Genomic DNA, 13,116 nt, shown 5'->3' on the forward strand with positions numbered 1-13,116 from the left:
TCAACTGGGGATATGGCCATGAACAGACGTGACTTCGGAAGAGTAATGCTGCTTGCAGGGGCTGCAGCACTCCTCCCATCTTCCGCACTTCTCGCAGCAACCGAAGGCGCAACGCTCGAAGCGATCCGAGCCCGCGGTACGTTGCGGATCGGCGTGTTTGCAGGCACCGAGCCTTATTATCACAAGAACCTGGCGACCGGAGAGTGGGAAGGTTTCTGCGTCGCAATGGGCCGTGATCTGGCGCAACATATCGGCGTCAAACTGGAGTTGGTCGAGACGACCTGGGGCAATTCCGTGATCGATCTGCAAAGCAACAAGATCGACATCATGTTCGGGCTTAGCAACAATCCGGAGCGCGCCAAGGTTGTCGACTTCACCAAGGCGTTGATGGACAATACTTTCACCCTCGTTGCCCGCAAGGACCTGGAAGTGACGAAGTGGGAGGAGATGAACAGGCCGGAGATGCGGGTAGCCGTCGACCTCGGCTCGACGCAGGACAATTTCGCCCGCAAGAACCTGCCGAACTGCACACTGGTCGCGCTCAAATCTGCGGATGAGACCATTCTGGCGCTTCAATCGGGCCGCGCCGACGCCATCATTCAGGTCGCCCTGCTTGCTGTCGTGACGACGAAGAACCTTGCGCCGAATGTCAAGCTTATCATTCCTGAACCCCATGCAAGCCAGCCGACCACGATTGGTGTGCGCCGCGATCCGAATGGCGAGTTCCGCGATTATGTCGATACCTGGCTTGCGGAGCGCCGCGAGCAGGGCAAGATCTCGAACTGGATTGTCGAAAGCCTCGCACTCGTCGGGGTCGACAAGGCTGCGTTGCCTGCAAATCTGACGTTCTGACAGGAACCCAATGTCCGCTTCCTCAGCTGCCTTGGGCATCATCATGCTGGATACGACGTTCGACCGTCCACCTGGTGATGTCGGCCATGCCGGGTCATGGCGTTTTCCGGTCAAGTTTCGCAAAGTGCGCGGTGCGTCCGTTTCCCTCGTCGTCCGTGCAGGCGGCGAGGGTCTCGTTGAAGATTTCATCGCCGCCGGACGAGAGCTGATCTCGGAGGGCTGCAGCGCAATCATCACGTCTTGCGGCTTCATGGCGCGACATCAGCGGAAATTGGCCGAGGCGCTCGGCGTGCCGGTCGCCGCCTCCAGCCTGATGCAGCTGCCCATGGTGGAAATGACGCTTGGCGCCGGGCTGCGTCCCGGCGTGATAACCTATGATGCCGCCAGCCTGGGTGATGACGTGTTCGAAGCCTGTGGGGCCGATCCATCGGTGCCCGTGCGCGGCGTGCCCTCCGGCGGCGCTTTTCATGCGCTCATCGAGGGCTCCGCGGCATATGATCATGCGGCGCTGGAGGCCGAAGTGATCGATGTTGCCCGAAAGCTCATCGCCGAGCATCCCTCGGTCGGCGCGATCGTGCTGGAATGCACCAACATGCCGCCCTTTGCACAGGCGATCTCGGCAGCCCTCGGCCTTCCGGTCTTCGACATCCTGACGCTTGGCGAGTGGCTTTTTACATCAACCTCTCCCCGGATATTCCGCGGGGCCGAACAAAGCGCGCTGTGATGCAGTATCAATGGGACTTCTCCGGCCTTTGGCAGTACCGCGGCCTGTTTCTTCAAGGCTTGGGTTATACGGTCGGCTTTACTGTTCTGACCATCATCTCCGGCATCGTCGTCGGCACGGTCTTCGCTCTTGCCCGGCTCTCTGGGATGAAAGTCGTTACCGTTCCGATCATGACGATCGTGGAACTGTTCCGCTGTACACCTGTCCTCGTGCAACTGGTCTGGTGTTATTATGCCCTGCCCATGCTGGTCGGTATCCAGATTTCGCCAGCGATGGCGGCCTTCATCACGCTGACCATGTACGGCGCCGCGTTTTATGCCGAGATCATCCGGGGCGGCATCGTCTCGATCGATACGGGACAATGGGATGCGGGCCGCGCGATCGGCATGCGGCGAGGCCAGTTGATGGCCAAGATCATCCTGCCGCAGGCCTTGCGCCGCATGGTGCCGCCGCTGGTGAACCAGTCAGTCCTGCAGCTCAAGAACACCTCGCTTCTCTCCGTGCTCGCGGTGCCCGACCTGCTCTATCAAGGTCAACTGGTGACATCCGCCACCTACCGGCCACTCGAAACATACACCCTGATTGCAGCCATCTATCTGGCCGTCCTGTTTCCCATGACACGCCTGGCGCATTGGCTGGAGGGCCGCAGGACATGAATAACGAGATCCAGACGATGGCCGGCACGGAACCGATGATCGAGGTCGTGGGCTTGAAGAAGTCCTTCGGACCGCTGGAGGTCCTGAAAGATATCAATCTTTCCGTGCCACGCGGTCATGTCGTGGCGATGATCGGGCCGAGCGGTTCGGGAAAATCCACCCTGTTGCGCAGCCTCAATCTGCTGTCATTGCCCGATGCGGGCTGCATCACCATCGGCGGAAGGCGAATGGACTTTTCCTCGGGCCACGTCGCCATGCGCGACCGGGATCTGGCAACCTTCCGCGCCAATACGGGAATGGTGTTTCAAAACTTCAATCTGTTCCCGCACATGAGCGTCATCGACAATGTGATGATCGGGCCGGTGAGCGTGTTGAAACAGGACAGCAATTCTGCGCGGACACTCGCGATGGAGCTGCTCTCCAAAGTCGGGCTGGTCGAGAAAGCCGATACACGCCCGGAGCAGCTTTCCGGTGGACAGAAGCAGCGCGTGGCGATTGCCCGGGCACTGGCCATGAAACCGGAGGTCATGCTGTTCGATGAGGCCACCTCGGCACTCGATCCGGCACTGGTGGGTGAGGTTCTGGCGGTCATCCGCCAGCTCGCCGAGCAGGGTATGACGATGATCCTCGTCACCCATGAGATGGCTTTTGCCCGCGATGTCGCCGACACCGTCATCTTCATGCAGGACGGCTTCGTCATCGAGTCGGGCGATGCGCGCCAGGTCATCAACGAACCCCGCGAGACGAAAACGCGGGAATTCCTCAGCCATTTCCATGGCGGACTTTCCTGAGAGCAGGACGAAAACGGCAATGACAGGCAAGGTAATCGTGGTCGGCGCGGGCATCATCGGTGCCACCACAGCATTAAGATTAGCGGAAGCGGGCTGGGATGTAGTCCTTTGCGATGGCAATGCGCCAGGCAGCGAGGCCGGCGCAAGCTATGGCAATGGCGGCTGGATCAGCCCGGCATCGATCATCCCGATGAGCATGCCTGGCCTGTGGCGGAAAGTCCCCGGCTTCCTCCTCGACCGAAACGGGCCGCTGACGATCGATTGGGCGTCTCTGCCGCAGCTGGCGCCGTGGCTCCTCCGTTTTTTGTGGGCAGGTGCGAGCAAGGCACGCGTGCGCCGGACGGCGAAATTACTGAACTTCCTGCTGCACGATGGACCCGAACGGCATCTGGAGCTCGCGCGGAAGACCGGACAGGAGCAGCTCATTCTTCAAAAAGGGCTGCTCTACGCCTATCCCGACCGAGCCTCCTTCGAGGCGGAAGCACTGAGCTGGGAGCTGCGTCGCGAGAATGGCGTTGCCTATGCGGAATGGAATGAGGCCGAAATCCGCGAAAGGCTGCCGGCACTCGGCCCTGCCTACCGGTTCGCCATCCATGTGGTCAACGGCGCCCATTGCCGAGACACCGGGCGCTATGTGGCCGGCATTGTGGACGCCGCGCGGCGCAGGGGCGTCCAATTCCACCAATCCGCCGTGACCGCCATCCTCGACGGCGCGACACCGCAGGCCGTTCTCGAGGGCGGCGAAACGTTATCTGCCGACCGCATCGTCGTGGCTGCGGGCATACATTCCGGCCATCTGCTGCGCCCGCTCGGCGTGCGCATTCCGATGCAGAGCGAACGGGGTTACCATGTGACCGTGACATCGGGGCAAACGCCTTTCGAGATCCCCGTGATGCCGAGCACCGGCCGGATGGCCAACACACCGACAGACATGGGTCTGCGCCTTTCGGGCCAGGTCGAGCTCGCATCAGTCGATAAACCTCCGAATTGGGAGCGCGCGCAGGTGCTGCAACGGCATGCCCTGGCGAGCTACCCCTATCTGTCCACGGACAAGACACTCAGGCTTCGGCTCTGGATGGGGCATCGTCCCTCCACACCGGATGGCCTGCCGGTGATCGGCCCGCTGTCGCGGCACCCTGGTCTTGTCGCCGCATTCGGCCACGGGCATGTCGGCATTGCGGCCGCCCCCAAGACGGCAGATCTCGTGCTCGACGCGCTCGAAAATCGCATCAGCGGCGAGGCGCTTCCGTTTCTGCCGAACCGTTTCAGGCAATAATTGGGCTTGTCGCAAATTTTCTAGCTTGACGGAAAGTTGACCATCGGAAGAGAAATTCGCGCTCCAAAAGTTGCGGAGCAAGCCAATGATTCTGAATGCCATTGCCGAAAAGCTAGAGCGCCAATCAAAGGACGATTTCAAGGGAAGGCATTTCGAGGCGTGGGGGATCGTGCAGGCGGTTACGTGGTATTTGCGATACCCGCTCAGTTATCGGGATCTGGACGAGATGTTCCGTGAGCGTGGCTTCGAGGTCGATCACAGCACGATCAATCGGTGGGTTCTGGTTTATGCGCCCATTATCGAGAAGCGGCTTCGCCGGTTTCGCCGACCACATTGTGGATCGGTGCGGATCGACGAGACTTATGTGAAGGTCCGCGGCAAATGGCGATACCTGTATCGCGCCATCGACAAAGCAGGAAATCCCGTTGATTTCCTGCTGACAGCCAAGCGCGACCTCGATGCCGCCAAGCGTTTCTTCCGCAAAATGCTGAAAGATGATCCGTTATTGTCGCCCGGCAGGATCGGCACGGATGGCGCCAATACGTTTCCATCGGCGATTAAAACGTCGGTTGACGATGGGCTTCTGCATCCGGATCCCGTGCACTACGTCACCAAACACCTGCAGCAAGGCATCGAGAGCGACCATTTCCGGGTGAAGAAGAACATGCCGAAGATTGGTGGCTTCCAGTCATTCAACACGGCGCGGCGAACGATCGCGGGTTTCGAGGCGATGCTGTGGCTGAGGAAGGGCTTCGGTTTTTCAGGCGGCTGGACCGTAAACGACCCGAATGATCTCCTTGCGCGCCTCTTCGGACTTCAAAAGCTTAACAAAGCGTGAAAGCAGCGGCGGTCAGAGGGTAATTGCGACGTGCAGAAATGATTGCGACAAGCCCGTTTGGGACCTTGTCTGCGGACTTCATCATGGCCAGCGACCCGTGCGGTCGCACGAGTAGGCCGGACACATGATTGCAATCGACCGAAAGATATCGCATGAATCACCACTGTGCCGCAGGAGCCGTCCACACATGCTCCTATCCGAGCGGCGAGACACGGGCCAACAAATCTGGCAATAGCAGCTTTCTCTGACGGTAGGCGCGACGAGAATCAAAAATCAATAACCTAACGGTAGGTTGCGTTGACTTTCACGTGCTGCCGAAAAACGCGCCTGAATTCGCGATAACTCTCAAACCCAAGAGAGATTGCCAGCCGAACCACCGTCGACTGGGTGACTGAACAACGAACAGCAAGGGAATTTGCTGTACCGAAGGCGACGATTTCCGGATAGGCGACCGCAAATCGTGCTACTCGCTCTTGACGGAAAGATAGCGTCACACCTTGGACCGCAAGCATGCTTTCCAGATCAAGAACTGTTTTTGGCTTCTGAACTTCTGCTTTCGCTTCCATGATGATCCTCCTAGCCTCACCAACAGGCTTCTGGTCACGAACTTTTCCAGCATATATGTGCTGACAGAGGCCGACAGCGCCCCTGTCAGCTAGGCCTTCAACTCACAGGAACCGGCTGTTTTCTCGACACGGATTCAATGGCAGCAAGGGCGATCGCCAGAGCGTTGCGAGCATCAGTTCCAGTTGGTGCGTTCTGAACGACACCGCGACGAGCCGCCTCAACGAAAGAAGCAAGCTGCGCCGTGTAGGCTTGGACGAAGTGGTCCGTGTCGCGCCGCCATGTGTCGTTGGATACGCCAGTCGCGTCGAACAGCGTCATGCTCGAACGTCGTACGTCGCCCATCGTGACCATTCCGCCGGAGCCGAATACTTCGCCGCGAATATCGTAGCCGTACATTGCAGAGAAGTTTGCTTCCGCAACCGCAATAGACCCGTTGTCAAAGCGGATATTGACGACCGCCGTGTCTAGGAAGCCCTTGTCGCGTGCATCCGGGCGAACCAATGCATCTGCCATTGCAAACACTTCGACAGGCTTTGCGCCGGGGTTCAACCAAAGCAATGTGTCGAAGTCGTGTATAAGGGTTTCATAGAAGATCGTCCACGCCGGAATCCTGTCAGGATCACCGCCGAACGGACCCGGATCGCGTGTCAGCGACCGGATGAGTTGAACCGCACCGATCTTTCCAGCGTCGATCGTTGCGCGGCCTTCAAAAAATGCCTGGTCCCAACGGCGATTAAAACCGACCTGCAGGGGAACACCCGCGGCCTTGGCGGCTGCAATGCCGCGATCCGCATCTTCAAGCGTGAGTGCCATCGGTTTTTCGCAGAAGATCGTTTTACCGGCCTCCGCCGCCTGCACAAGGATATTGGTGTGAAAGCGTGCAGGTGTGGCAATGATGACCGCATCCAGACCGGGGTGAGAAAGCATGTCTGCGACGTCGGTATAAGAAGCGTCGGCGCCCAGCGCGTCTGCAAGTTTTGCGGCGGCCCCGGGAGCGGGATCAGCGACGGCCACAAGCTCCGCGTCTACGAGCCTTCTTGCGACACTCTCCCCATGGAATGAACCGATGCGCCCTGCCCCGATAAGTCCGACGTTGACTGTTTTGACCTTGGTCATGATTTTTAGTCCTGTTTTTGAAATCAGAGAGTGAAGGCTTCGCGGAAGGCAGCGAGCGCGGCGTCGGCATCTCCGGATGCCCAAGCTTCCATCCCGATCGGGCCGGAGTAGCCCATATCGCTCAGGGCTTTTGCGATCCCCTTCCAATTCACCTCGCCGGTGCCCGGCTCAAATCGGCCGGGTACGTCAGCCACCTGAATCTCACCGATCCACGACAGGCTCCTGCGGCAAAGTTCGATCAGGTTCCCCTCACCGATCTGCGCGTGGTAGAGGTCAAGGTTCAAACGCAGACGCGGGTGATCGATGCTGGACACGAGCGCCAACGTGTCTTCGGCGCGCCCGAACGGCACGCCGGGGTGATCGACGGGAAGGTTCAGGTTCTCCAGTGTGAAAACCACATTTTCTTCTTCCGCGAGGTCAACGATACGGCATAGCGTCTCCTGAGCCTTCAGCCACATGGTTCCCGTGACGACCTCGACAGGCTGAACCGGCAGTCCACGATCCCCGAGGCCTGTGCCGTGAAGATTGAGGCGCTGAACGCCAAGACGTTTGCCAATCTGAGCCGTTTCGCGTGCGGTTCTCAAAAGTTCGGCTGCGCCCTCATCATCGGTGAGGCGGCCTGTCAGGTAACCGTTCATAATTGTGAAGGTTGCACCGGTGGCTTCGAGCTTGCTGATGTCGTGCTCTGGCCAATTCCAGAGGCCGACGCCAAATCCCTGCTCCTTCAATCGGGAGGCGCGCCATTCGATCGGCTTGTCCCGCCACAGCATCTCCGCGCAAGCCGCTAACGGAAACGGGCTAATATTCGCATTGCTCATTTGGGGTGGTTTCCTGGATTTTGGATATGGCTGTCCCGAGGCCCGGCGAATGCGCCGAGCCAAAATTGATGTTTCCAAGTGTCTTCAGATGGTGCCGCCCAGCTCCGCGGAGATCGACTGTAGTTCCTTGCCGCCGGCCATCAGATTCTGCAGGCCATCGAGGTCGATTTCATGCTTGGCAAATGTCCCCAGCGTCTTTCCCCTGTTCAGAGCTGTGAAACGGTTGCCGACGGCAAAAGCGTGTCTGACGTTATGGGTAATGAAAATGACGCCCAGACCTTTGCTACGAACCTGATCGATGTACTTCAGGACCATCGAGGTTTGCGCAACACCGAGTGCAGATGTCGGTTCGTCAAGAATGAGGACTTTTGCCCCGAAATACACGGCGCGTGCGATCGCCACGCATTGACGTTCGCCACCGGAGAGCGTGCCGACGGCCTGTCCGGGTTCACGAACATCGATGCCGATTCTCTTCATTTCTTCGCTGGTAACGCGATCCGCGAATTCCATGTCCATGTATTTGAACGGACCGAAGCCCTTTAACGGCTCGCGACCCATGAAGAAGTTTCTTGTGACAGACATCAGCGGGATCATCGCCAGATCCTGGTAGACGGTCGCGATCCCCGCATCGAGCGCATCTCTTGGACCGGTAAAGAGATGTTGTTTCCCCTCGACGAGGAAGTCGCCGGATGTCGGCCTGTGAACGCCAGAAAGAGTATTGATCAGGGTTGATTTGCCGGCTCCGTTATCTCCGAGAAGGCACAGAACCTCTCCTGCGTGGACACTCAGCGAAACGCCGTTAAGTGCGATAATCGAGCCGAAGTGCTTGACGAGGTTCTTGACCTCGACGAGTGGTGTCTGGGTCGTGCTCATCAGCGTTCTCCCGTCACACGCTTACGAATGATGTTGTTGAAAATAACTGCAGTCAGCAGCATCCCGCCGAGGAAGACGAGGTACCAATCCTGGTCGATTGACGTGTAGGTGAGGCCGATCAAAACCATACCAAAGACGATCGAACCGAAAAATGCGCCGATCGCCGAACCGTAGCCGCCGGTGAGAAGGCATCCGCCGATAACGGCCGCGATAATTGCTTCGAATTCTTTCTGAAAGCCGCGTCGGGCATCAGTCGAACCGGCGTCGAGGACAGTTAGAATGGCGACAAGAGTGGCGCACATCGCGGTTACGATAAATAGGGTGGTCTTTACACGGGCGACAGGAACACCCGACTTGCGGGCAGCCTTCGGGTCACCGCCCGATGCAAAAATCCAGTTTCCAAATCGTGTGCGAAGCAGAACCCATGTCGCGACGAGTGCAATGAGCACAAACCAGAGGATTTCCACCGGAATACCCGGGACTTTCGGCGTTCCGTTCGGGAAGGTCTCGATAATTCCTGCATTGCCAAGCCATGTGAAGAGACCCGGGAAGGCGTCGCCTGAAAAGAGCGGCGCAAGGGGACTGTCCGCAACAGCCTCTCTCATCCCGCGAAGCTGGGTTGAACCGCCGCTCGCCCACTTCAGGCCGACGAGCGTTAAGCCGCGAAGAATGAAGAGAAACGCAAGCGTCACTATGAACGATGGAAGCCCGGTGCGCATGGTGAGCTGGGCATTGGTGACACCTATGACCACGGCAAAAGCAAGCGCGATCAGGATCGCGACACTGAGCGGGAGATTAAGGACGACAAGGGCCGTGCCGAAAACCAGCCCCGCGAATGCGACCATCGAGCCGATGGACAGATCGAACTCGCCGCCGATCATTAGAAGTGCCGCACCAACCGCAAGAATTCCGAGCTGGGCTGCTGGCGCCATGAAGTTTACAATACCGGCAAGTGTGAACATGGCTGGGTTTGCGGTGAGCATGAAGAATATCGTAACGAGCACCAATCCTGCGACGGCGCCGAGTTCCGGACGTCGCGCGAGCGCGGTCAAAGTCGAAACCTTTTTCAGGCGCTCGTCGGATCGAGTCGGTGACCCGTTCTGTTCGTTGGCCAGCGTCATGGGCATACCTCAGATGTAAGTTTTGTACGTGCGCCATCGGTTGCCGTTCACGCGTCACGCGGATCGGATGCCAGGCGATGAGGGCAGCTCCCGCTGGAGGTGCGAGAGCTGCTAGAGGGGTTCCGCTCAGCGGATACCCTGGGAGGATTTCTCAATCACCGAGGCTGCCGCACCCTTCTCGACGAAGCTCGGACCCGAGGCAACGTTTCCAGCAGGAATCGTGCCATATCTTGCATTCAGCGCGAGGAATGTGACTGGCAGATATCCCTGGAGATAGGGTTGCTGGTCCACGGCAAACAGTGCCTTGCCTTCCGAAACAGCCTTCAGGAAATTCGCCGAAAGATCGAAAGAAGCGACCTTGACCTTGTCACCATTGCCCATCTTCTCGACAACAGCGACCGCCCGCTCACCAACGAGGGGTGCCGACAGGCCAAGTACGACATCGACGGAAGGATCTGAGGTTAAAGCAGCCTGAATCTTTGATTCAATTTCCGCCGGGTCGGCTGTCGTCGGCAGGACCGTAACCTTTCCACCTTCGAAGCCCTTCGCCGTCCCCGCGCAACGCTGGTCAAGAGCGGCATTTCCGACCTCCTGGTTTACGCAAAGGACGTGCTTCTTGCCGAGCGACTTCAGTTTTTCACCGACCTTCACGCCTGCGGTAAGTTCGTCCTGGCCAACATGGAGCCTGATGCCCAGCTTTTCCGTTGCGGCAATGCCGGAGTTCATGGAAATGACGGGGATACCGGCCGCAATAGCCTTGGCAATCGCCGGGCCCAGCGCATCCGGATCGGGATTGGAAATTACAATACCCGCCGGGTTCTGATTGACTGCGGCTTCAATGAGCTGAGCCATCGCGACCATGTCGAAGGTCTCCGGTGCACGATAGTCAACCTTGGCATTGATGTCCTTGCCGGCCTGCATCATACCGTTTTTCACGATCGACCAGAAGGGGTCGGACGCTTGCCCATGAGTGACAGCAATGATGCTGGGCTGTTCATCGGCTCTGACGCCTATCGACCCCGCTGCAGCCAGTGACACAGCAATAGCCGCAGAAGCGACATTCTTCCAAATGGATTTCATTTTTTCCTCCTCAATGTCACCCACTCCTCTGGATGACAAATTCGAATGCTACCGGGTGCAAATTTGTTTGCTACCGGGTGCAAGCAGGTGCATGTTATGTCAGAATGCGTTAAAAGCAAGCATTCATTTCACTGGATCAAAAAAATGGAATTTATGTTCCATTCCCGGAGAGTTCATGCGGAAGAGAGCAACGGCAAAACAGGTAGCGGATGCGGCGGGAGTCTCGAAGTGGACCGTAATACGCGCTTTCACACCGGGTGCCTCTATTACTGACGAAAGCAAGCGGAAGGTACTGGAAACTGCTGCAGCTTTGAACTATACGCCGAACCTCCTTGCACGAAGCCTTGCAACCAACTCGACGGGACAGATCGCTGTCTTCGTGGATGACTTTTCCAACCCGCAAAAACTCCCCTTCCTTGAGGCGCTCACCGAGAAGCTCCAGGCGGCCGGCCTGGTGGTGATGCTGATCAATATCAACAGTCACTTTGACCATGTAAACGCCCTTCTCCACGCGGACCAGCGTCAGGTCGATGCCATCATTCTCTTTGGTACAGCGTTTCGTGACGAAACTCTGACAGACCTGCAGCAGGGGCAAGGCATGCCGCCTATGTTCGTGCTTGCACGCGACAGTCAGATCGACGGCGTTCCCGCTGTTGTCTGCGACGCGGAACTGGCCCTCAAGGAAATCGTAGACCACCTTCATGCGGGGGGATATAAGCGCCCAGGCTTCATGAGTGGTGCTACGGCTTTGTCTACAGCTTTAAAAAGAAGCCACTATTTCACGGAGTTTTGGGCGGAAAAAGGTATCCAGGACATTGTCCACATGAGCGCGGAAAAATACAGCCTAAACGCTGGCGCCGCCTCGGTGAGGAAGTACTTGAGTGAGGCGTCTCCTGACGATCGCATCGATGTCCTGATGTGCGAAAACGACATTCTGGCGATGGGCGCCATGGATGAAATCAGGGCGCGATTCCACCTTCAAGTGCCTGAAGACATTGCGATAGTGGGCTTCGACAACTACGAGCTATCCGGTTCGTTCGGATATGGCATTACCACCTATGAGCAACCGCGCGACGAAATGATTGATGCAATTCTGAGTATGGTCAAGGGGCACTCGGATTTGAAGACGGTCACTCTCCGGGGAGAGCTCGTCGTTCGAAACTCTACATTAAGGTCGGCTGACCTTGCCCCGTTGAAATAATCCATTTTGAAGTAAGCTCTGGCCCATTGAGAGGACCAGGGAATGAAGCGCAATCGTTTCACAGACGAACAGATCATCGGCATTCTGAAGGAGCACGAGGCTGGCACGCGGGTCTCGGAGCTTTGCCGCAAGCACGGCGTCAGCGATGCCAGCATCTATAAATGGAAGGCCAAATTCGGCGGCATGGACGTATCCGAAGCCAAGCGTCTGAAGACGCTGGAAGACGAGAACACGAAGCTGAAACGGCTCCTTGCAGATGCGATGCTCGGCAATGCGGCTTTGAAAGACCTTTTGGGAAAGAATGGTGACGCCCGCAGCAAGGCGGAACGCTGTCACTCATCTGATGATCCACCACCAGATGAGCGAACGGCGGGCGTGTAAAACCATCGGCTTTTGCCGGATGACGATCCGTTGCGAAACCAGGCGCAGCGATGACCATGACCTTCGCGAGCGGATGAAGGCGCTGGCGCATGAACGTCGCCGCTTTGGATATCGACGCCTTCATGTGCTGCTCAGGCGTGAGGGTCACCTTGTGAACCACAAGCGTCTCCTCCGGCTCCATCGGGAAGAGAAGCTGACGGTGCGCAAGCGCGGCGGTCGGAAACGAGCGATAGGCACACGAGCACCGATGCTGGTCCCGCTTGCCGCCAATGATCGCTGGTCACTGGACTTCGTGTCGGATCAACTCACCGATGGTCGCAGGTTCCGGGTGCTGACCGTCGTCGACGATTGCACTAGGGAATGCCTGGGCCTCGTCGCCGATACGTCTCTTTCCGGCCTGCGGGTTGCCCGTGAGTTGGACCGGATCATCGAGGGACGAGGCAAGCCGAAGATGATCGTCAGCAATAATGGCAGCGAGTTCACCAGCAACGCAATCCTGCAATGGACGGATCGGACCAAAGTGGAATGGCACTACATCGCGCCTGGCAAGCCGATCCGGAACGCCTTCATCGAAAGCTTCAACGGGCGGCTGCGAGACGAGTTTCTGAATGAAACGCTCTCTCGTCACTGCCCCATGCTCGATCAGGGCTTTCAAACTGGCGCAGCGATTACAAACGATCATCGACCGCATTCCGGCCTCGGCTGGCTGACGCCCGCCGAGTTTGCGGGTTTCGGTAATTCGCGGACAGGGATTCCATTAAATCCCGGACAGCGATTTCACTAAATCCGGGACAGCATTTCCGCTAATTCGCGGACAGCGAT

At 57.9% G+C, this 13,116-nt stretch carries 14 protein-coding genes and 1 pseudogene; 9 read left to right on the top strand and 6 right to left on the bottom strand.

From position 1 onward, the window contains the following. Positions 1-18 precede the first annotated feature (18 nt). The 6 genes from PL597_RS18275 to PL597_RS18300 all read left to right on the top strand — a co-directional run bounded on the left by PL597_RS18275 (position 19) and on the right by PL597_RS18300 (position 5,137). Complete coding sequence (locus PL597_RS18275) at positions 19-852, top strand: transporter substrate-binding domain-containing protein (protein WP_077984833.1); 834 nt, start codon at positions 19-21, stop codon at positions 850-852. Positions 853-862: 10 nt separating this feature from the next. Next, entirely contained in the window at positions 863-1,576 is a 714-nt protein-coding gene (locus PL597_RS18280; RefSeq protein ID WP_271365895.1) for an aspartate/glutamate racemase family protein, read from the top strand. Next, entirely contained in the window at positions 1,576-2,232 is a 657-nt protein-coding gene (locus PL597_RS18285) for an amino acid ABC transporter permease (protein ID WP_077984671.1), read from the top strand. The genes PL597_RS18280 and PL597_RS18285 overlap by 1 nt, the downstream gene beginning before the upstream one ends. After that, complete coding sequence (locus PL597_RS18290; protein ID WP_271365896.1) at positions 2,229-3,023, top strand: amino acid ABC transporter ATP-binding protein; 795 nt, start codon at positions 2,229-2,231, stop codon at positions 3,021-3,023. Before PL597_RS18285 ends, PL597_RS18290 begins: the two co-directional genes overlap by 4 nt. Before the next feature lie 19 nt (positions 3,024-3,042). Then, positions 3,043-4,299, top strand: coding sequence for an NAD(P)/FAD-dependent oxidoreductase (locus tag PL597_RS18295; RefSeq protein WP_173991307.1), 1,257 nt, complete (start codon positions 3,043-3,045; stop codon positions 4,297-4,299). 85 nt (positions 4,300-4,384) lie between these two features. Then, positions 4,385-5,137, top strand: a complete 753-nt coding sequence (locus PL597_RS18300) for an IS6 family transposase (protein ID WP_271365897.1) — start codon at positions 4,385-4,387, stop codon at positions 5,135-5,137. Positions 5,138-5,418: 281 nt separating this feature from the next. Here PL597_RS18300 and PL597_RS18305 read toward each other — a convergent pair whose 3' ends face one another. The 6 genes from PL597_RS18305 to PL597_RS18330 form a co-directional block, all read right to left on the bottom strand. Further along, a complete protein-coding gene (locus tag PL597_RS18305) occupies positions 5,419-5,703 on the bottom strand; it encodes a MurR/RpiR family transcriptional regulator (RefSeq protein ID WP_142914335.1) in 285 nt (94 codons plus the stop codon). Positions 5,704-5,800: 97 nt separating this feature from the next. Next, positions 5,801-6,820 carry a Gfo/Idh/MocA family oxidoreductase gene (locus PL597_RS18310; RefSeq protein ID WP_271365898.1) on the bottom strand — a complete coding sequence of 340 codons (1,020 nt, stop codon included), beginning with the start codon at positions 6,818-6,820 and terminating at the stop codon, positions 5,801-5,803. Between the two features lie 23 nt (positions 6,821-6,843). Then, entirely contained in the window at positions 6,844-7,638 is a 795-nt protein-coding gene (locus PL597_RS18315; RefSeq protein WP_191218420.1) for a TIM barrel protein, read from the bottom strand. 84 nt (positions 7,639-7,722) lie between these two features. Continuing rightward, positions 7,723-8,511, bottom strand: a complete 789-nt coding sequence (locus PL597_RS18320; RefSeq protein ID WP_044460120.1) for an ATP-binding cassette domain-containing protein — start codon at positions 8,509-8,511, stop codon at positions 7,723-7,725. Next, positions 8,511-9,632: an ABC transporter permease gene (locus tag PL597_RS18325; protein WP_077984632.1), complete on the bottom strand. Its 1,122-nt coding sequence runs from the start codon at positions 9,630-9,632 to the stop codon at positions 8,511-8,513. The genes PL597_RS18320 and PL597_RS18325 overlap by 1 nt, the downstream gene beginning before the upstream one ends. A gap of 126 nt (positions 9,633-9,758) precedes the next feature. Continuing rightward, complete coding sequence (locus PL597_RS18330; protein ID WP_271365902.1) at positions 9,759-10,712, bottom strand: sugar ABC transporter substrate-binding protein; 954 nt, start codon at positions 10,710-10,712, stop codon at positions 9,759-9,761. A gap of 175 nt (positions 10,713-10,887) precedes the next feature. On the opposite strand from PL597_RS18330, the gene PL597_RS18335 reads away from it, so the two are divergent. The 3 genes and pseudogenes from PL597_RS18335 (at position 10,888) to PL597_RS18340 (ending at position 13,078) form a co-directional block, all read left to right on the top strand. Beyond that, positions 10,888-11,913, top strand: a complete 1,026-nt coding sequence (locus PL597_RS18335; protein WP_271365904.1) for a LacI family DNA-binding transcriptional regulator — start codon at positions 10,888-10,890, stop codon at positions 11,911-11,913. Between the two features lie 42 nt (positions 11,914-11,955). Further along, positions 11,956-12,302, top strand: a pseudogene (locus PL597_RS26350) (transposase); the annotation flags it as partial. Further along, positions 12,299-13,078 carry an IS3 family transposase gene (locus PL597_RS18340; RefSeq protein WP_442866800.1) on the top strand — a complete coding sequence of 260 codons (780 nt, stop codon included), beginning with the start codon at positions 12,299-12,301 and terminating at the stop codon, positions 13,076-13,078. The pseudogene PL597_RS26350 and the gene PL597_RS18340, both read left to right, overlap by 4 nt. Positions 13,079-13,116 lie beyond the last annotated feature (38 nt).

It is taken from the genome of Agrobacterium sp. ST15.13.013 (genome assembly GCF_027956525.1).
GTDB lineage: Bacteria > Pseudomonadota > Alphaproteobacteria > Rhizobiales > Rhizobiaceae > Agrobacterium > Agrobacterium salinitolerans.